The organism is Clostridium sp. MD294 (genome assembly GCF_000364165.2).
Classification (GTDB): domain Bacteria; phylum Bacillota; class Clostridia; order Lachnospirales; family Anaerotignaceae; genus Coprocola.
This window is the reverse complement of sequence record NZ_CP097810.1, coordinates 1,105,297-1,125,481: the sequence shown is the minus strand read 5'-3', so window position 1 is coordinate 1,125,481 and position 20,185 is coordinate 1,105,297. Positions and strand designations below refer to the sequence as shown.

Sequence of the window (20,185 nt, the reverse complement as noted above, 5' to 3'; positions counted from 1 at the left end):
TGATATTATTATATCATAATTATTTGGAGGTGTATTACATATGGCAAAGAAAATTATAATATTAAATGGAAGCCCCAGAGAAAACGGAAATACCAAACAATTAATTAAAAGTTTTACAAAAGGTGCTCGAATAGCAGGAAATGAAGTTACTTGTTTTGATTTACAAAAAATGGATATTCACGCTTGTCTAGGCTGTTGTAAAGGCGGAAAAAATCCAGAAAATCCTTGTGTACAAAAAGATGATATGTTGCAAATTTATCCCATATATCAAAAAGCAGATGTTGTTGTACTTGCTTCTCCTATGTATTACTGGGGAATTTCAGGACAATTAAAATGTGCTTTTGATCGTTTATTTGCAGTAGCAGAATTAGACCCTAACTATGCAAATCCTAAAAAAGACTGTATATTACTTATGGCAGCAGAAGGAAATACAGAAAGTAATTTTGCTCCTGTCAGAGCATTTTATGAAGGGCTTACAGCTCATTTAGGTTGGAAAAACTTAGGCATTGTGTATGCAGGCGGAAATATGGAAATAGGTGATATTTTAAATAAACCAGAACAACTTCAGCAAGCAGAAGATTTAGCAAAATCTATTTCATAATTAAAATATTTTAAAAAGTAAAGTATAGAAAAATTCTGTACTTTACTTTTTATATTTATAGATATACTATGAAAATCAAATAACAATTTTTGACATTTATTTTATTGTTGTGCTATAATTTATAAAAATTATTGTTTTTAGTGTTTACGAGGAAATATTATTATGACAAAATTAAGAGAAATAAAAAATTTTATGTTATCTGCTTTTATATGGCTAATTTTTGAAACCATAGCAATTACACTTTATATTACAAAGCAAAATATATTTTATTTATTTAATTTCAGTTATATTGGCACATCTATTGCAATAGGATTTATTTTATTTCAGCTTCAATATCAATATGCACGTAGAGTAACACAGTTTTTAGTGGGAAGCTATATGTTTATCTATTTGGGACTACTTTGTAACGAAAATATGCAAATAGAAGGATTTTGGTATTATCTTTTTACAGGTGTATTTGAAGCTGCAACCATTCATTACGCAGTGGCAAAAATATTCGGCCCTATTCTATTTGGACGAGGTTGGTGTGGTTTTGCCTGCTGGACAGCAATGATATTGGATTTGCTTCCCTATAAAGCACCTCAACAGCCCAGAAAAAAATGGGGCTACATAAAGTATATTACTTTTTTGCTGTCTTTTGTATTTGTGTCTACACTATTTGCTTTCAAAATAAAAAATATGGAAACTATTTTGTTTTGGGCATTTTTGATGGGAAATGCCCTGTATTATATCATTGGAATAATATTAGCTTTTAAACTAAAGGACAATCGTGCTTTTTGTAAATATATTTGTCCTATTACAGTATTTTTAAAACCTATGTCCTATTTTTCTTTAATCCGTATCAAATGTGATAAAAGTAAATGTGTTTCCTGTGGTAAATGTAAAAATGTTTGTCCTATGAATGTTGATATGACTGACAATTCCAGAAAACGTAAAAATGGTACAGAATGTATATTGTGTATGGAATGTACAAAAATATGCCCTAAAAGTGCCTTATACTAATAAATATTTGTATTTTGGGGAAGATTGTATGAAACTATGAAAAATATATATTTTTATTCATTATATCGTTCCTTTTCTTACATTTTTTGCTTTGATATTGCCAAGAAATGACACTTATTTAAAACTTTTACTTGCTATTATTGTAATAGATACAGTGCTTAAACCAAAATAAAAAAGTATGGAAAATTTATACATACTTTTTTTATTTATATTATTAGTTGTTGATATATTTGTCATAATTTGTTATAATATGTTGCAATACATTACATTTTGTAATTATTATACTATTTGTCAAAGGAGGCGATACAATATATGTCAAATTATCTTTACCAGTTTTTCCCAAATGGTTGTTATGATGCTTTATTGTTATATTGGTACAACATTATAGAAAGAGTCATAATGAAAAGAGAAAGATTTTCAACATTTGATATTTCCTCTATTGAAGAAGAATATCATAGCTATTTACCTCAAGAAAAATTTCAATACTATTTAAAAACAGGATTTGAAATGATAAAAGAAGGTTTATCTTCTCCAGAATATGTTAAAGCCGTTTTTGCAGTTTTTTATGCAGAAGTGATAAGAGATTATAATGATAAACTCTGTATTGGTGAACTTATGGTATTGAGGAATTTACTCATTGCTTTAATTCACTTACAATTAGATGCTTATTCATATATTGTTTGCGATTTTTCTTCTTTTGAAACAAACCAAATTATCAGTACTCGTATTATGAATTATAAAAAAAAATCCTCAAAAATAAATTCAACCACTGTTTCTACAAATGATATATATGCTCCCTCTACTCCTGAGGAAAGAGCAAATTTGTCAGATACAGTTGAATTTACAATAGAAATTCCTGTTAAATAAAGAGCAGCAAATGGAGTAACAATTGTACCAGTAAAATGTACTACTCAATTTATTAGTAATTCACTTATATTCGTTACTGTTTTAAACGAGTCACCTACAGTTTCATTGTAAGATATTAAATTAACTGTATGGACATGGGGTCAATATGGAAAGGAAACTGGTGCATTGGACCATAAACCTTTAGATCCTTTAGGCTGCTTATTATCATTTGTGCAACCAGTTCAGGTAGATCCAAGTACTTTTGAAGCTCTTATAAGACTTGATGCTACAACTGTAGATGGTGCTAAGGGTTATGTTCTTGATAAAATTATAAGATAATAGTATTTAAAATATTACATTTTTGAATTTATATAAAAATCCTCTTTTTATTCAAAAAGAGGATTTTATTTATTACTTTTTCAATAACTTATCTGCTACATACAATCCATTTGCTGCTGCTTGTGACAATGAGCGTGTAAATCCTGCTCCATCTCCCACAGCATAAATATCTTTACAACCTTCTAACTCAAAATCATTTGAGTTTGGTCTTGCAGAATAGTATTTACATTCAATACCATAAAGCAATGTATCAAAATTTGCTGTACCTGGTGCTATAGCATCTAATGCATGAAGTGTTTCTATAATATTATCTAACTGTCTTTTTGGTATACAAAGGCTTAAATCTCCTGCTACTGCATTCATAGTAGGGCGTGTAGTAGATTGTGCTATTCTTTTAGCATCAGAACGGCGTCCTCTTTCCAAATCTCCTAGTCTTTGTACTAACACACTACCTCCACTAATCAAATTAGCAAGGCTTGCTACATATCTTGCATATTCTATAGGATTTTTAAAAGGTTCTGTAAATTTAATGGTAGAAAGCAATGCAAAATTAGAATTTTCTGTTTTTCTTTCTAAATCTCTATAAGAATGTCCATTTACTGTCAAAACACCATCTGTATTTTCTGTAACAACATTTCCTCTTTCATTAAAGCAAAACATTCTTGTAATGTCACCATATCTTTTACTTCTATACCAAATTTTAGGCTCATATATTTTTTTAGAAAAGTGTTCCCATATCATAGAGGGCAGTTCTACACGCACGCCAATATCTACCTGATTATTTTTTAATGGTATATTATTTTCTACACACCAGTTAGAAAAGAAACGACTTCCTGCCCTTCCTACTGCAAATACAATCACATTTGCTGTAATTACCGTTTCTTTTCCTTCACATACTGTTGTAATTTTTTTTGTATTTTTATCTATTTTTGATGCAAATGTATCTGTTGCAATATCGCATTTTTGTTTTAATGCTTCTATCATTTTTTTCATAGTATCGAAATTACTATCTGTTCCCAAATGTTTTAGTTGTGCTTGACTCATATGCAAATCGTGTTGCAAACAAATTTTCTTTAATTCATTATCAGGTTGAAAACGTTCTGTTGTTGCACCAAACTCCACAAGCATACTATCTGCTTGCTCAATATAATCAATTACTACAGAAGGTTCTAAAAATTCTGTTAGCCAACCGCCATATTCTGTTGAAATAACATATTTTCCATCAGAAAACGCTCCTGCCCCTGCCATACCTTCCATAATAGCACAAGATTTACATTTAATACATTTATCTGTTTTTTTTGCTACAATAGGACAAATTCTTTTTTCAATAGCATGACCTTTTTCTAATATTACTACATTCAATTCTGGTTTCTTTTCTGTTAATCGGTATGCTGTCATAATGCCACCAATACCGCCACCAATGATTGCTACATCATATTGTTTTTTTAATTCCATATGCACAACCTCCTTTATACTATTACAACAAAAAAGACATAACATTTTACTGCTATGCCCTTTTTTATTTTATTGATTATTTATCTTTTAAATAAGTATTGATGTCTGAAATTAATTTATCTGCATTCATACCATGCACCATACTTGCTTCTGCTAATGACTCTCCTGCAGAAGAAGGGCAGCCTACACAGTGCATACCATTTTGCATTAATATTGCTGCAATTCCCTTATCCATCATCAACGCTTCGCCTATCAATGTATCTTTTGTTACTTCTGCCATTTTTTATTTCCTCCTTAAAACTATCACATTATAAATATTTACAAAACTATTCTTTCTATTTATTATATATCATATACCACAAAAAAGAAAGATATTTTATTCTATAGAAATATCTAAATAAGTATTTTGAAAATGAAACTTTTTTTCACTTACGAAAAGTTTTTCAGTGCTTCAATAGTTGTTAAATAGATATATACTAAACATCAATAAAAATCATTTTTAAATCTACTTTTTTGTATACTATTCTATCAATTTAAAACCTTTATAATAGCGAAATATCACTTTACCTAATATTTCACTTTTTTCTACATAAGTATTCTGCCAAAATCTTGCATCTTGTGAGTCATTTCTATTATCACCCATCATAAAATAGCAGCCTTCTGGCACTTCATAAGGGCCAAAATCACCTATCGCTTTCTCTTTTAAATAAGGCTCTGCCAAAGGTTGTCTGTTACCATTGATATAAACACGACCTTTTTTAATTTCTAATTTTTCTCCTGGCAATCCTATAATTCTCTTAACATACAATGTTTTACCTGTAGGGTCATCTGGAAAATGAAACACTATAACATCTCCTCTATCAGGTTCCCCAAAGAGATAAGACAGGCGAAATGCTACAATACGGTCATTTGTCATAATAGTATTTTCCATAGAACCAGAAGGCACTTCTGCATTGACAATAATAAATGTATTGATACCCGCCGCTAAAAGCAATGCTAATATAATTGTTTTTACCCAGCTAACAATCTCTTTTCCTATTTCTGTTTTATCTATTTTCATATTTTCTCCTTACAGAAAAGATAGACCATTATTCTTCTTTCTTTTCTCCTTCCTGTGTTTCTTCTTCTTCCCAATCTTCATATTCTCCAAAAGCATTTTTTAAAAATGCTTCCATATCATCAAGCTGTTGTAACTGTGATTGCACATTTTCTATACCTTTATCCGCTTTTTTCAAATAATTACTTGCTTCAATTTCTTGTTGTGTTTGTTGTGTATTTTCTTCTGTTACAACTTGTTCTTTTTCTATTTGTTGTGTTTGTTCTGATTGTGTTTCTTCCATTTTTTCTTTTTTCATGTCTTGTCGCAATTCTTTTACTTTTTCTATAAATTCTTTTGTTTCTGATGCTTTTTCTTTGACATGACCTTGTATTTGTCCTGCAGTATCTGTCAAATTTGTAAACAATTTTGTTACAACACCTTTTTTATTTTCTTTTTGTTCTTCTTCTTTTTCTTCTTCTAATTTGATTACTTCTATTTCTTCTTCAAAATCAGCATCGTCTATGTTATCTATATCCTCTATATCTTGCTGTTTTTCTTCTTTTGCTTTTACCCTTTTTTCACGTAGTTTTTCTGCATATGTTTTTGCATCATCTGCAATGACAGATGCTTTTTCAGATACTTTTTCTGCAACATCTTTTACTTTTGGTTCTAATTTTTCAGCCTGCTTTCCTAGTGCTTTGGCAAAAGTATTTATTGCTCCTCCTGCTTTATTAATTGCCTGATTAACCACATCGCTAACGCCTTCTCTTTCTGTCATTTTAGGCGTACCATTTAATGCCAAAAGCAACCTTTCTGCTTCTTCTGCTGTAATAATTCCTTTTTCTAGCATATTTAATATAGACATTCTTTCTTTTTTCACTTCATAACCTCCTACTTCTGGCTCTTTTTCTATACTATAATCCTGTGGTCTATTTTGTGTTTTTCCAAAATAGTATAATATACTTTTTACAATTCTATCAGAAGCATTACCATCTCCAAAAGGATTTTTTGCTTTTGCCATTTTTTCATATTCCTGTTTATTATGCAGCAATGTATAAGCCATGTCATATATTGTCTGTTCCTGTGTGCCTGCTAGTTTTAATGTACCTGCATCAATTCCTTCTGGGCGTTCTGTCACATTTCTTAATACTAAAACGGGTTTACCCATAGAAGGTACTTCTTCTTGCAATCCTCCACTATCTGTCATAACAAAATAACTACGACTCATTAAATTATGCATATCTTTTAAATCTAAAGGCTCTAGCAAATGAATACGAGAATGACCGCCTAATATAGTATGCACTGTTTCGGAAACAGCTGGATTTTTATGCACTGCATAAACTACTTCTACATCTTCATGTTCTTCTACTATTCTTTTTACTGCTCTACAAATATTTTGAAGTGGTTGTCCTATGTTTTCCCTTCTATGTGCTGTAATAGCAATCACTCTTTTATTTTCAAAATCAATTTGATTTAATTTTTCTACTGTAAAATGGTAATTTTGTTCTATAGTTGTTTGAAGTACATCTATTACAGTATTGCCTGTTATAAATATAGCACTTTGTTTTATATTTTCTTTTAAAAGATGCTGTTTTGCCAAAGCAGTAGGAGCAAAATGTAAATCTGTTAACTGGCTAGTTAAACAGCGGTTAATTTCTTCTGGAAATGGCTGATATTTGTCATACGTTCTCAATCCTGCCTCTACATGACCTACTTTAATTTGATTATAATATGCTCCCAAAGCACCCGAAAATGTTGTTGTAGTATCTCCATGTACTAACACTAAATCAGGTTTTACCTGCTGCATTACTTCACTTAAACCATTTAATGCCTTTGTAGTAATGGTTGCTAATGTTTGTCTTGGCTGCATAATATTCAAGTCATATTGTGGGTGTAAATCAAATATTTCAAGCACTTGGTCAAGCATTTCTCTATGCTGTGCTGTAACACACACAATACTTTCTATTCCTTGTGTTTGCTCTAATTTTTTAATAAGAGGTGCCATTTTAATCGCTTCTGGACGTGTACCAAAAACACTCATTACTTTTATATTATCCATAGCATTTCTCCTTATTTTACTACATTTGTTAATGTGCCTATTCCTTCAATTTCACATTTTACTTCATCGCCTATTTTTAAGAAATTAGGAGGGACAAATCCCATACCTACTCCTGCTGGTGTACCCATAGCAATAATAGTGCCCGCTTGTAATGTCATACCTTGAGAAAGTTCACTTACTACATGGGCAATACCAAATATTAATAAATCTGTTGTACTATTTTGTCTTAATTCTCCATTGACATAAGATTTTATGGAAAGTGCTGGAGGGTTTTGAAATTCTTCTTTTGTAACAATACATGGGCCTATTGGTGTAAATCCATCAAGGCTTTTACCAAAATACCATTGTTTATGAGAAGTTTGCAAATTTCTTGCACTGACATCATTTAATATAGTATATCCAAACACATAATCAAAAACATCTTTTTTTGCTACATTTTTTGCATCTTTACCTATTACAACAGCTAGCTCTACTTCATAATCCAGACTTTCTACAATATCAAAATGCCCTTGTATAGGCTCTTTATCTGCTACAGCTTCATTTACTCTTTTTGAAAAATAAATTGCTTTAGGACGTTCTCCTCCAAATGCTTCCTCTTTATATCTGGCAGACTCTTCTGCGTGTGCCATGTAATTTATGCCAAGACAAATAACATCTTGTTTTGGGTGAGGAATAGGTGCCTTTAACTGCACTTGTTCCAAAGCAACACCTTTTTCTGTTTTTAAAAGTACTTCGATTTCTTTTCGTTTTTGTTCTGACCAATTTTCTATTAATGTTTGCATATCTTTTTCAGCTAATGGTATGATATTTTTTCCTTGTTTATCCATCACGCCTACTTTTTGTTGTCCTTCATATACATATGTAAAAAGTTTCACTAACAGAACCTCCTTCTTTTTTGATGCAAAATTGTTCTTTCACTATATTAGCACAAAAATAGAAATTAGAAAAGCTTTTCCTAAAATGAAAGGCATTTTTTGGCATAAAACATTTTTTTAAATTTATTTATAAATATAACAAATAACGCACAAAAATAGTAATATTTTTATTATTATTTTTATAATTATGCACAAATTACGAATAAATACAAATAAATTAATAAAAAGCATTGATTATTTCAAAAGACTTGTGTATAATAACCAAAGTAATCTATTAATTTGTTAAATGTTTACAGTCAAAACTGTAATATAGAGGAGGAACTATTATTATGAAAGAAAAAATTGTACTGGCTTATTCTGGCGGTCTTGATACCACTGTTATCATTCCTTGGTTAAAAGAAAATTACAACGATGCAGAAGTCATTGCTGTTTGCGGTAATGTAGGACAAGGTAAAGAAACAGAAGGTCTTGAAGAAAGAGCATTGAAAACAGGTGCTAGCAAACTTTATATTGAAGATATTACAGAAGAATTTATTACAGATGCTATTTACCCTTGTGTAAAAGCAAATGCAATTTATGAAGGCAAATATCTTTTAGGTACTTCTATGGCACGTCCTATTATTGCCAAAAGATTAGTAGAAATTGCAAAAAAAGAAGGTGCTACTGCTATTTGTCATGGTGCAACAGGAAAAGGCAATGACCAAGTACGTTTTGAGCTTACTGTAAAAGCACTTGCCCCAGAATTAAAAATTATTGCTCCTTGGAGATTAGATACATGGAAAATGAGCAGTCGTGAAGACGAAATTGCTTATTTAGAGCAGAGAGGTATGGAAGTTCCTGTAAAAAAAGATGACAGTTACAGTCGTGATAGAAATATATGGCATTTAAGTCATGAAGGTTTAGAATTAGAAGACCCTGCAAATGAACCAAATTACAAACATATTTTACAATTAGGCGTTTCTCCTGAAGATGCACCAGACCAGCCAGAATATGTTACACTTGATTTTGAAAAAGGTATTTGTACAGCAGTAAATGGTGAAAAACTTTCTCCTGTAGCTCTTTTAACAAAATTAAATGAAATTGGCGGTAAAAATGGTATTGGTATCTCTGATATTTGTGAAAACCGTGTTGTTGGTATGAAATCCCGTGGTGTATATGAAACACCAGGTGGTACAATATTATACTATGCTCACAGAGAATTAGAATATCTTTGCACAGACAAAAAAACACAAGCATTTAATGAAATTGCCAGCAACAAATTTGCAGAATTAGTATATAGTGGAGAATGGTTTACTCCTTTACGTGAAGCACTTTCTGCATATTTTGATAGTGTAAATGAAACTGTAACAGGACAAGTAAAATTAAAATTGTACAAAGGCAATATTATGCCTGCTGGTTCTACTTCTCCTTATTCTCTTTATAACGAGTCTATGGCTAGCTTTACTACAGGAGAATTATATAATCACAAAGATGCTGACGGATTTATCAATCTGTTTGGTTTGCCTTTAAAAGTACGTGCTATGATGATGCAGTCAAACAAAAATAAATAATGAATTGTAAAATAATATAAAGTGTCATAAAAACCTTGAGGTTGTTTTGCTAATATCCTTAAGGTTTTTATTTTAGAAAAAGAAAGGAGTTTTTTTATGAAGCTTTGGGGTGGTAGATTTACAAAATCTACAGACAGTTTTACAGACCATTTTCATTCTTCTATTTCTTTTGACCAACGTCTTTACAAAGAAGATATTACAGGTAGCATTGCCCACGCTGCTATGTTAGGAAAACAAAGCATTATATCAAATGAAGATGCTAATTTAATACAAAAAACATTAAAAGAAATATTAAATGATATTGAAGCTGGTACTATTACATTTGATGAAAAAGCTGAAGATATTCATATGAATATTGAAACAATATTGATTGAACGTATTGGTGATGTAGGAAAACGTCTTCATACAGGCAGAAGCCGTAATGACCAAGTTGCTTTAGATATTCGTATGTATGCCAAAACAGAAATCAAACAAATACAATCTCTTTTAAAAAATACTATGATGGTATTAAATCGCATTGCTTCAGACCATGTTGATACCATTATGCCAGGATATACCCATTTACAAAGAGCACAGCCTATTACATTCGCTCATCATATACTTGCCTATGTGGAAATGTTCAAAAGAGATTATGACCGTCTAACAGACACATACAAACGTACCAACAGTATGCCTCTTGGTTCTGGTGCTTTAGCTTCTACAACATACCCTCTTGACAGAAATTTTGTAGCAGAACAATTAGATTTTGATAGTATTACATTAAATAGTATGGACGGTGTAAGTGATAGAGATTTTTGCATAGAGTTGGCTTCTGCACTTTCTATTATTATGATGCACTTGAGCCGTTTTTGTGAGGAAGTGATACTTTGGAGCAGTCACGAATTTCGCTTTATTGAATTAGACGATGCCTATTCTACAGGCTCTAGCATTATGCCTCAGAAAAAAAATCCTGATATGGCAGAATTGATTAGAGGTAAAACTGGGCGTGTTTATGGCAATTTAATAGGACTTTTGACTACAATGAAGGGACTTCCTCTTGCCTACAACAAAGATATGCAAGAAGACAAAGAAGCTGTATTTTCTGCTGTAGATACTATTAAAATGTGTCTACCTGTATTTACTGCTATGATAGATACTATGACAGTAAATAAACAAAATATGTATGCTGCTACAAAAGGTGGTTTTACAAATGCTACAGATGCTGCAGACTGGCTTGTTAAAAATGGTGTTCCTTTTAGAGATGCTCATGCTATTATTGGTCAGCTTGTACTCTATTGCATCAATCACAACACCAATTTAGACGATTTATCATTACAAGAATACCAAAATATTTCTCCTGTATTTAATGAAACAGTATACGATGCCATTAAAGTAGAAAAATGTGTTGCTGCTAGAAATGTAGAAGGTGGCCCTTCTAAAGAATATATTCAAAAACTAATTTCTATCAATGACAACTACTTCAAAACAATATAATATAAAAAACCTTATTCCTTAAAAAGGTATAAGGTTTTTTTATTTTTTGTGTAGAAATAACTTTTATATTTTCTGTAAACTGCATATTTTTTTATTACATTATTACAAATTTAAAATTAGTATTGTTTACCATTTTATGTTACAATTGATACACACAAATTAAATAACAATATGTCATAGGAGGAAAATAAAATGTGTTCTACTAAAGCAGAAAATGAAATGTGGTTAGCAAGCTTTACAGAATTAGGTATGCTTCATATAGAAAATAAAATAGACCCCAAAAAATCATTTGAAATCAATTTATTTAAAAGTCCACAACATTATCAATATTTGCGTGCAGAATGGTTGCTAGTACCACAAGTGTTTTTAACTCCTAACTCAAAATATATTATTGCAACATATGGTATAGGCTATGTTTATTTTATACTTCTTTCAGAAAAAAGAATTGAAAAATTTTTTCGACTGTTTTCATGTGTTAACTATGAAGATAATTCATTTAAAGAAATAGATACCTTTTGCTACTATGATGAACTAACACAAGTGGATTTTAGCAATACGGGACGTTATGTAGCTATTCGTGTTAGAGGGAATTATGACCCTCAGTCTGCTGGCGGACTAGAAGTAATATTTACTCCAGTGTATTTTAGAAGTATTTTTATCATTGACCTTTTAAATTTGGAACTATGTTTTTATGAAGACTACAACAATGTACAATCAAAGTATAAAAATTTAGCATCTATCGCTTTTAGCCCTAATGACGACTCCATTGCAATGGGAGCATTAGGTACAATCGTAAAAGTATTCTGTATTGCAAGCGGAGAATGTCTTGGAGAATTTTCTTCTCTTGTATGGATTAGTGATTCTTGTGGAATAAGAGATTGTCCTCTCATTTCCTTTTTAGATGAAAATAATTTTGTATATGTCAATAAAGATAGTGACATTATAAAAGTTAGTTTACAACAAAACGGACAATTTATACAATCAGGAATAATAAAAACTGCTGTGCCTTATTCTCATGCAGTTGATGAAGAGCTATATGATAAATGGAAATATATTAAAAAAATAGAAATAAAAGAAAATAAAATACTATGCTATTTTGTTGGCTTTATGAATTATCAACAACAAAAAACATTTAAACTATATTTTGACGACATCAATCAAAACTAAAAAACACTCTAATATAAAAAAGCCATAAAAGCACTACACAAAAGTTACTTTTTGGCTTTTCTTTTTTTATTTTTTTCGAAATATATTTCTAACAATATTTTTTCCTAAGTCTTTTACTGTATCTAATCCCATACTGTTCTGTTTAGAACGATTACACGTTTTACACATACATTGCAAATTTAAAATATTATCACTTCCTCCTCTACTTTGAGGAATAATATGGTCAATATCTACATCAGATTTACGAAGTTTTTTGCCACATCTAACACAAGTATACCAACCATGATTGGATTTATTTTTATCAAAATAAATTTCTCTATATCCCATGTAAATGCCTCTTTTCTCAATATATTTATAAGAAACATTATACTCCATAGGAAATCATCATACAACAAAATTCGCCAATTTTTAATATAAAATCGACGAATTATTACAATACCTATTTATTATGAAATTGTTTGAAGCCATTTTATCATTTTTTCATTTTTTTCTATACCTGCAATACATACTTCCATTCTTTCTAACATAGCAGGTGAAACACAAACACGCCTTTTATTATAATATTCATTACACAATGAAAGAAATTTTTCAGGATATATAAACAATGCTAAAAGCATTTTTTTATCTTGTAATGATAAAGGATTTTCGCTATGATATTCAGAAAACATTTTTTCTACTGTTTCTATATCCCACTGTTGTTTTTTTAAAAAACGTTTAAAATACATCGCTAAATCTACCATATTATTATCATAAGTACATTTTGAAAATCCTGTTATAAACACATTCCCTTTTCCATCTTTTCTAATATTTTCTCCTTTAAAAGCATTATGACATATTGTTTTCTGTTGTTCTACTTTTTTTACTTCTTTTTCATATTCTGCTTCTAAAAATAGTTTATTTGCCTGTTCTATTTTTTCCATATAGTAATCATAATTTTGTTTTACAAGCAAATCTAATGCACTATATCCTCCCTGTTTTTCTATTCTCTTTTTTATCTTTAGTAATTCAATTCTTCTTTTTTCATATATTTTTAAACGATTTTTTATTGTAAAATATCCTGATGTACTATTTAATCCCTTTGCTGCATTATGTAATTTTGCTAGTATTCTTGCTCCTATTATAAATGTTTGTTTTTCTTCTTCTTCAAAAGCTTCTGTTTCTATTGCTTTCTCCACTATATAATCATTTTCTTCCCATGTATAGTAGGGCAATCCTTGTTGACTGATTTCAAATCGATTGATATTGTGAAAACCTTTTTGATATAAATGTTCTTTTATATCATATTCAAACAATATTTGTTTTTTATGAGAAATGTTTTTACGTATCTCCAGCAATCCTTTATCTGTTTTGCAGAGGTAACCTGTACGAACTCTATTTCCGCCATAAAAACGTAATCCATATCCTTCCCATAATATTTTATCATAGTTATATTCCATTTTTCTCCCCCCGCAACAGTGCTATTATTCCTTATTATAAAAATAGTATCCATATCTCTTTTTATAATATGAAGCAAGCTTTTAGAATATAACTTATTTTTATTTTTCTTTTGCACAATATAACAATATTTCTTTTGTATTTTTTTCTGGATTTCTATGCACTATATCTAACAAAAAATACAACATCTCTCCTATTTCTTTTCCCTTCTTCATTCCTTCTTTTATCAAATCTTCTCCTGTAACAGCCAATGTTTTTAATGTAATACAATCTCCTCTTTGTAATATTTTATCAAAATATTGTTGCAACTGTTCTATATTTTGTTTTTGTTGTATGTTATGTATCAAAAGAAGTCTTTTTAATTGTTCTACTGTCATTTCATTTGCCTTTTTTCTTAATTCATACTCTTCTAGTGCAATATCATCTTTCAAATGTTTTAAAAGCATTACAACTGTTTTTATAGTATAATTATCAAATTTTAAATATTTTAAAAAAGTTTCTCCTTGCTTTATTTCTACATATTGTAAAAATATTGTCCATCTTATTATTCTATCAAAAGGAGCTTTTTTCATTTGTTTTATTATTTCTTCTCCATATTGTTCCATATTATTTGATACTATAGGTGATATTTCATTCAAAAGTCCAGACTTCCATAAAAGATTTATTTTTTCTAAATATTCAGACAACAACATTTTTTCTAATTCATCATGTATTCTTTCTACACTAATTTTTTTTATTAATTCCTTTTTCTGCTGTAATGCTTGATAGGTTGATTGTTCTATTTCAAATCCTAGTTGTGCAGAAAAACGTAATGCCCTTAACATTCTTAAAGCATCTTCTTGAAAACGTTCTTCCGCATTTCCCACTCCTTTTATTATTTTTTGTTCTATATGCTTTTGTCCTAAAAAATAATCTTTTATTCCTTGTTGTGGGTGATAAGCAATTGCATTGATTGTAAAATCCCTTCTTTGTAAATCTTCTTTTAAATTTTTTGTAAATATTACAGTATTAGGGTGTCTACAGTCATCATATTTTCCTTCTATACGATATGTTGTTACTTCATAATGTTCTCCCTCCCATGATACTGTTACTGTACCATGCTGTAATCCAGTATCATATGTTCTATTAAAAATTTTTTTAATTTGTTCTGGTTCTGCTGACGTTGTAATGTCCCAATCTTGTGGTTGTCTTTTTAAAAAACAATCTCTTACACACCCTCCTACAATATAAGCCTCATATCCAGCAGAATTGATTTTTTGTAACATTTTTTCTATTTTTTTAGGTATATTCAAATTCATATTTTCATTCCTTTTTTTATGATTTATTCTATATAGTACCATTCATTAAAAAAAGGGCCTGCTATAGACCCTCTTTATGTATTCTTTATTGTTGTGACTTAATATGAGTAGCTACTTTTACATCTTCTCTTTTGATATGATTTAAAAGCCAATCCCCTATACTTGTATTCACTTTTCCTACCAATGCAATGCTAGAACCTTCTCTTTGTAATTGTATAGACAACTCTTTTACTACTTTTTTAAATTCTTCATGATATCTTTTATGATTTGTATAGTCTGGATAACGATATTGTAGTTGTAATTTTTCTTCATCTGAAAAATGTTTTGCGGTATAATCATATAAAAACTTCATTGTTTTTGCAATCTCATCTCTTCCTCTACCTGATGAACAAGCCTGCAATAAATCATTAATTGCTGTAATTAATTGCTTATGCTGTTGGTCTATCATTTCATTCCCTGTTTCTAAATTTTTATCCCACAAAAAAGCCATGATATATCCTCCTTTATCTTTCTATAAGCCTTCTATTTCCTTACTCATTTTATACTTATTTTTATAATAATGCAATATGATTACTTATAAATTGAAAACATAGCATCAAAAAATTATTTCTTTTATCATTTTTTTGTAAATTTTTATTGACAAATATTCCTTTTTACTGTATGATATCTCTTACAGTTAATTGTTCTTGCACCTTTAGCTCAGTTGGTAGAGCAACTGACTCTTAATCAGTGGGTCTAGGGTTCGAGCCCCTAAAGGTGCACTTTAAAAAGCGGAGTTTTGTGATTTATGTCATGGGGTTCCGTTTTTTTATTTTTGGGCTAAAATATGGCGGATTGATAAGATTTTTGGAATTGCTACTAAAAAATAAAGCCATTTCACTAGTATAAGTATATTTTATTACTTTTTGAAATAACACTTAATAAAAATGATTTTTTTACTATATACTGCAATTTTACTGCAATAATATTCTATAAAAGGAGGGGTGTTTTATGTATGATAATCATATTTATTGTAAAGAATATAGACAATTAAAAAACTATATTGTAGATATTCTAAATGGAGATATTGAAGATTATGATGTAGAAGTATTATCTAACCATGTACAACAATTATACGATAATGGCGAAATGCAATCTAGTTAATATGATGACCTTATGAGTTATATTCAAGATATGTAAAATAAAAAAGAAAAAAGATGCTGTATCATTACAACATCTTTTTTCTTTACTTTCCCATTAATTACAAAATACTCTATTCAAACATTCAATTTCATCTTTCTTAACTTGTGGCAAAACATGAGAATAGGTATTTGCAGTCAAATTATAGCTTTTATGTCCTAAATATTCCTGTACTATTTTCATAGAAACTCCTTCTTCCAGTAATCTTGTGGAGAACGTATGTCTTAAACTATGGAAGTTAATAGTATCTATATTTGCTTTTTTTAGATATTGATGAAATTTTCGTATCACAAAACGATAATCCAACATACCACCATATCTTGTAGCAAATACGTAATCTTCTATTTTTGTAACATGAAATATTTTTCATTCTTTCTAATTTTTGTGCATAAGCGTGTGCTTTCATAATAGTAACTAATTCTGAACACATAGGAATTGTACGAGTACTAGAAGCTGTTTTTGTTGCCTTTACAATTCTCATTGTTTTGTCTGTATAATTTATTAAAGAAATATTGTCATAAGTTTTATTTTTTAATTCTTTTAATCTCTTTTTTACTACAGAAACAGAACAATCAATTGTTATTTCATTTTTATTAAAATCAATCTGACTCTATTTTAACGCAAGAATTTCTCCTTCTCTACAACCTGTTAACATAGCAAACACAAACAAAGGAAACAACTTTTCTTGTCTACATTTTTCAAAAAACTGTAATTGTTCTTCTCTTGTCAGCACCTTTCTCTTTAATGTATCATCATTTACTGATTTAGGCAATTTTACTGCATCAGCAGGATTGACAGTTAAATATCCTTCTCTTTTTTCCTGTTCTAAAACTGCCCTTAATACAACATGAATATATCGTATAGAACATCTGGATAATCCTCCTTCTCTACCATCTACTCTTCCAGACACCGCTTTTTCATTATAAAGTTTCTGTATCATCAATGGTTTTAATTCACATAATTCTATTTCTCCTAGTGCTGGTAGGATATGTAGATAAATTTTACTTTCATAATCATCATAAGTAGAAAAAGCTACATTTTGATTATATGTATTTAACCATAATGGAAACCATTCCTTTAATTTCATATGCTTTCCATTTGTCAAAAAGTTCTCTTTTTGACTCAAAAATGTTGTTAGTTTTTCTGCAACTTCTCTTCTTTGTTTTCCATAAAATGTTTTTCGAATCACTTTTCCAGTTATTTCATCAATATCAACTGTAATTTGAGCAGTCCATTTTCCATCTTTTCTTTTGTATATCGTTCCCTCTCCATTTCCTCGTCTTCCCATATTATCACTTCTTTCTTAAATCTATTTTTCCTAATACTATTTGCTCTATCGTTTCAGCTTTAATCAGTTTTCTATTTTCTATTTCTAAAATTGAAATTTTTTCTTGCTTCACTAATTTGTATACAAGAGATTTACTAACTCCTAAAATTGTTGCTACCTCTTTGATAGAATACAATAATTTTTCCATATTTCATTTCTCCTTTACAAAATTATTTAAACATTTTCTTTTTAGTATTTTGTCCTGTTCAAAATAATTTTTTAATGAGAAATACTACTTCTTCTTTCTTCTCTTTCTATTTATAATTATTCTTATAGTTAATTTTTATATAATATAAATATTTATTTTTATAATAGAAGAAGAAATAAGAAGTATATAAAAATATTTATTCTATTTCTAAGAAATTTTTTTCTTTCAAGTAGTCATACAATTCTTTTTTACAACTAAAATCTATCCCTTTTAAAAAACAACTCCATGTTATAATTTTAAACATTTCATTAGACATAGAAATAGCAGCATTACAAATTGTATCTACTAATTGTATTGCTGCTATAACATGTTGATAATTTAAACTTCCTCTAAATATTCTAAATTCTATACTTTCTTCATTTTGTAAGTTCAAACACATATATCGCTTGTTAATATTTTTTGCACACTCTAATATTTTTGATAAGTTTTCTTTATAGTCATATCTTGCTGCCCATCTATTAATTTGCGTTTCTGTTCTTCGGCTAAATTGTAATAAATTATTCCAATGACTTTCCAAAAAGAATAGTATTTCTTCTATCACTTTTTCTTGTTGTCCTAAATCTTTTCCTAATTCTTTTTTTCCTACATGAATATGTAATCCACAAGTATCTGTATCATAAGAAGAATATCCCATATCTATACACTTTTGTAAAATCTCTTTCCAATTCATTTCTCTCATATGATATTGTAATGTCATTGGATATGTAACCAATTCAAATCCACATTTTAAGCTGCTATCCGATTTACAATATAAATGTTTTGCTTTTTCATTTGCGATTTTAAGTAATTGTCTTGCAGTTTCATTCTCATCATATTTTCCATCAATTTCCAATTCCACACCATAGAATATACCTTTTCCATAAAAAATAGGTTTTGGCTTATAAGAATAATCATGAATATACTTTGACGCCAAAGAATTACTATAAGCATTATAATGCAATTTCATTTTATCTTTTTTATTCAAATAACAATTTTCACATAATATAATATTTCCATCATCAAATGCATTTTTTACCCAATGTGTTTGACCGCAAAAACTGCAAATAAAAGTGTGTTCATTATAGCATTCTTCACATAAACAAACTTTATCAAAATATACAGCATTGTATTTATCACATATTTCTCCACAATTTTGACAAACAACAGTTTCTATCTTTTCTGTTTCATTAAATTTTAACTGTTTTTTCACTTTACCATTCATGTCTCTTTTCCTCCTTAATTGAACTTAAAGAAATACATTATTGTATTGAGACATATTAAATTTGTCCCAATAGACTTCTTTTCCTCCTTTATGAAACAGTTCAGAAGGAAATAGAATTCTATTGAGACACTTTTTTATCTTTCTATGTAATACTGCTTTTCTAAAATCTCTGTGATACAACATTGCAACTGTATAGGATTTTCCAATAGCTGCTCTATTTCAAATTCATCAAATCCGTATTCAAACAGCAACAGTACTTCTTCCTCTGAAACTCCTACATTTTCAGCAAAATCAATCAATTCTTCTAAATAAGTTCTGCAATATTCTTTTTCAAAAGGTTCATACATCTTATTTTTAGAAAGATTTTCATAATTGCCATAGTGAAAATAATAAGGAAAAGCATAATCAAAATTTGATTTTGTACGATTTCCTTGTTTATCAAAACAAACAATCTCCTCAGTAGATATATCAATTTTTGTATACTCTTGTTTAAAATTTATTTTCTGTATGGTATTTTTTAATAACTTTTCTGTAGAAGCATACAAATACAAACCAATTTCTTTAAAATGAAATATTGTTATAGGATTATCACCTTTGACAATGTACAGGTTATTTTTTTCATCTAATAATGTAAAACAAAAAGAGCCTTCTACTGTTTCTGCCATATCTTTTATGGTTTTTACAGTAAAGGCTCTTTGTTTTTCTATGAGTTGTACTGCTATGTAGCTATCTGTTTCAATATCTGTTTTAGCAATACCATATTTTTGTCTTAATACTTTGTCATTGTATATCATACCGTTATGTACTAATGCAAAAGTGCTGTTCTCACAATAGCCTAAAAATGGGTGATTATTGTAATTATAACAAGCATTTCCTTGCGTGGTTAATCTGGTATGCCCCATTACAACACTTGTATTTCTAGGCAGTTTAAAACGAAATTTACGTGCAGGAACAGCTTTCTTTTTGATTTGTATTCCATTTTCTGTTACAAAAGCAATGCCTGTTGCATCTGTTCCTCTTTCTTCACAGCAAATAGATAATGTTTTAATGAGTTTTATTTTTTGTGTTTCACTGATTGCTTTTCCATAATCTATCATACCAAACAAACTACACATTACATCTCCTCCTCACA

The 20,185-nt window shown here is 29.4% G+C and carries 23 protein-coding genes, 1 tRNA gene and 1 pseudogene; 9 read left to right on the top strand and 16 right to left on the bottom strand.

Annotated elements, in window-relative coordinates; genetic code table 11:
- The first annotated feature begins 40 nt into the window (after positions 1 to 40).
- The 4 genes from C820_RS05490 to C820_RS05475 all read left to right on the top strand — a co-directional run bounded on the left by C820_RS05490 (position 41) and on the right by C820_RS05475 (position 2,788).
- On the top strand, positions 41 to 601 hold the full coding sequence (locus C820_RS05490) for a flavodoxin family protein (RefSeq protein ID WP_004037418.1): 561 nt from the start codon (positions 41 to 43) through the stop codon (positions 599 to 601).
- A gap of 162 nt (positions 602 to 763) precedes the next feature.
- A complete protein-coding gene (locus C820_RS05485; protein WP_004037420.1) occupies positions 764 to 1,603 on the top strand; it encodes a 4Fe-4S binding protein in 840 nt (279 codons plus the stop codon).
- Between the two features lie 312 nt (positions 1,604 to 1,915).
- Entirely contained in the window at positions 1,916 to 2,470 is a 555-nt protein-coding gene (locus C820_RS05480) for a hypothetical protein (protein ID WP_004037422.1), read from the top strand.
- 165 nt (positions 2,471 to 2,635) lie between these two features.
- Positions 2,636 to 2,788, top strand: a complete 153-nt coding sequence (locus tag C820_RS05475) for a hypothetical protein (RefSeq protein WP_004037423.1) — start codon at positions 2,636 to 2,638, stop codon at positions 2,786 to 2,788.
- Between the two features lie 72 nt (positions 2,789 to 2,860).
- Here C820_RS05475 and C820_RS05470 read toward each other — a convergent pair whose 3' ends face one another.
- The 6 genes and pseudogenes from C820_RS05470 to C820_RS05450 form a co-directional block, all read right to left on the bottom strand.
- Positions 2,861 to 4,243, bottom strand: a complete 1,383-nt coding sequence (locus C820_RS05470) for an NAD(P)/FAD-dependent oxidoreductase (RefSeq protein WP_004037425.1) — start codon at positions 4,241 to 4,243, stop codon at positions 2,861 to 2,863.
- A gap of 76 nt (positions 4,244 to 4,319) precedes the next feature.
- The gene (locus C820_RS05465) at positions 4,320 to 4,523 is read right to left on the bottom strand and encodes a DUF1858 domain-containing protein (RefSeq protein ID WP_004037427.1); all 204 of its coding nucleotides are present in this window, start codon (positions 4,521 to 4,523) and stop codon (positions 4,320 to 4,322) included.
- A 240-nt stretch (positions 4,524 to 4,763) separates the two neighbouring features.
- A complete protein-coding gene (gene lepB / locus C820_RS05460; RefSeq protein WP_004037428.1) occupies positions 4,764 to 5,303 on the bottom strand; it encodes a signal peptidase I in 540 nt (179 codons plus the stop codon).
- Between the two features lie 28 nt (positions 5,304 to 5,331).
- The gene (locus C820_RS14645; RefSeq protein WP_502799878.1) at positions 5,332 to 6,147 is read right to left on the bottom strand and encodes an SHOCT-like domain-containing protein; all 816 of its coding nucleotides are present in this window, start codon (positions 6,145 to 6,147) and stop codon (positions 5,332 to 5,334) included.
- Positions 6,148 to 6,186: 39 nt separating this feature from the next.
- Positions 6,187 to 7,341 (bottom strand): annotated as a pseudogene (gene wecB / locus C820_RS05455) (non-hydrolyzing UDP-N-acetylglucosamine 2-epimerase); the annotation flags it as partial.
- Positions 7,342 to 7,352: 11 nt separating this feature from the next.
- Positions 7,353 to 8,216: a fumarylacetoacetate hydrolase family protein gene (locus C820_RS05450; protein WP_004037437.1), complete on the bottom strand. Its 864-nt coding sequence runs from the start codon at positions 8,214 to 8,216 to the stop codon at positions 7,353 to 7,355.
- 329 nt (positions 8,217 to 8,545) lie between these two features.
- Here C820_RS05450 and C820_RS05445 point away from each other — a divergent pair, with 329 nt between their 5' ends.
- The 3 genes from C820_RS05445 to C820_RS05435 all read left to right on the top strand — a co-directional run bounded on the left by C820_RS05445 (position 8,546) and on the right by C820_RS05435 (position 12,406).
- The gene (locus tag C820_RS05445; RefSeq protein WP_004037439.1) at positions 8,546 to 9,766 is read left to right on the top strand and encodes an argininosuccinate synthase; all 1,221 of its coding nucleotides are present in this window, start codon (positions 8,546 to 8,548) and stop codon (positions 9,764 to 9,766) included.
- A gap of 96 nt (positions 9,767 to 9,862) precedes the next feature.
- Positions 9,863 to 11,239 carry an argininosuccinate lyase gene (argH, locus tag C820_RS05440; protein WP_004037440.1) on the top strand — a complete coding sequence of 459 codons (1,377 nt, stop codon included), beginning with the start codon at positions 9,863 to 9,865 and terminating at the stop codon, positions 11,237 to 11,239.
- 192 nt (positions 11,240 to 11,431) lie between these two features.
- Complete coding sequence (locus C820_RS05435) at positions 11,432 to 12,406, top strand: hypothetical protein (RefSeq protein ID WP_004037441.1); 975 nt, start codon at positions 11,432 to 11,434, stop codon at positions 12,404 to 12,406.
- A 66-nt stretch (positions 12,407 to 12,472) separates the two neighbouring features.
- Here the strand turns inward: C820_RS05435 and C820_RS05430 are convergent, their stop codons facing one another.
- From C820_RS05430 to C820_RS05415, 4 genes are all read right to left on the bottom strand, one after another.
- On the bottom strand, positions 12,473 to 12,733 hold the full coding sequence (locus C820_RS05430) for an HNH endonuclease (protein ID WP_004037442.1): 261 nt from the start codon (positions 12,731 to 12,733) through the stop codon (positions 12,473 to 12,475).
- A 119-nt stretch (positions 12,734 to 12,852) separates the two neighbouring features.
- Positions 12,853 to 13,842, bottom strand: coding sequence for a YutH/CotS family kinase-like spore coat protein (locus C820_RS05425; RefSeq protein ID WP_004037444.1), 990 nt, complete (start codon positions 13,840 to 13,842; stop codon positions 12,853 to 12,855).
- 99 nt (positions 13,843 to 13,941) lie between these two features.
- Entirely contained in the window at positions 13,942 to 15,138 is a 1,197-nt protein-coding gene (locus C820_RS05420; protein ID WP_004037446.1) for a CCA tRNA nucleotidyltransferase, read from the bottom strand.
- 85 nt (positions 15,139 to 15,223) lie between these two features.
- Positions 15,224 to 15,628, bottom strand: a complete 405-nt coding sequence (locus C820_RS05415) for a bacteriohemerythrin (protein ID WP_004037447.1) — start codon at positions 15,626 to 15,628, stop codon at positions 15,224 to 15,226.
- Positions 15,629 to 15,826: 198 nt separating this feature from the next.
- Between C820_RS05415 and C820_RS05410 the strand changes: the two genes are divergently transcribed.
- Positions 15,827 to 15,899: transfer RNA gene (locus tag C820_RS05410), tRNA-Lys, on the top strand.
- Between the two features lie 229 nt (positions 15,900 to 16,128).
- Entirely contained in the window at positions 16,129 to 16,281 is a 153-nt protein-coding gene (locus tag C820_RS05405; RefSeq protein ID WP_004037449.1) for a hypothetical protein, read from the top strand.
- 93 nt (positions 16,282 to 16,374) lie between these two features.
- Here C820_RS05405 and C820_RS05400 read toward each other — a convergent pair whose 3' ends face one another.
- From C820_RS05400 to C820_RS05375, 6 genes are all read right to left on the bottom strand, one after another.
- Positions 16,375 to 16,626 carry a tyrosine-type recombinase/integrase gene (locus C820_RS05400; RefSeq protein WP_083863930.1) on the bottom strand — a complete coding sequence of 84 codons (252 nt, stop codon included), beginning with the start codon at positions 16,624 to 16,626 and terminating at the stop codon, positions 16,375 to 16,377.
- A complete protein-coding gene (locus C820_RS05395; protein ID WP_162213084.1) occupies positions 16,556 to 16,798 on the bottom strand; it encodes a hypothetical protein in 243 nt (80 codons plus the stop codon). Before C820_RS05395 ends, C820_RS05400 begins: the two co-directional genes overlap by 71 nt.
- A gap of 129 nt (positions 16,799 to 16,927) precedes the next feature.
- Positions 16,928 to 17,605 (bottom strand): site-specific integrase, encoded by a 678-nt coding sequence (locus tag C820_RS05390; protein WP_004037450.1) that lies wholly within the window; start codon positions 17,603 to 17,605, stop codon positions 16,928 to 16,930.
- A gap of 4 nt (positions 17,606 to 17,609) precedes the next feature.
- Positions 17,610 to 17,792: a helix-turn-helix domain-containing protein gene (locus C820_RS05385; RefSeq protein ID WP_004037452.1), complete on the bottom strand. Its 183-nt coding sequence runs from the start codon at positions 17,790 to 17,792 to the stop codon at positions 17,610 to 17,612.
- A 196-nt stretch (positions 17,793 to 17,988) separates the two neighbouring features.
- On the bottom strand, positions 17,989 to 19,053 hold the full coding sequence (locus C820_RS05380; RefSeq protein ID WP_004037455.1) for an amidoligase family protein: 1,065 nt from the start codon (positions 19,051 to 19,053) through the stop codon (positions 17,989 to 17,991).
- A gap of 134 nt (positions 19,054 to 19,187) precedes the next feature.
- Positions 19,188 to 20,168: a class II glutamine amidotransferase gene (locus tag C820_RS05375; protein ID WP_004037456.1), complete on the bottom strand. Its 981-nt coding sequence runs from the start codon at positions 20,166 to 20,168 to the stop codon at positions 19,188 to 19,190.
- Positions 20,169 to 20,185: the final 17 nt, after the last annotated feature.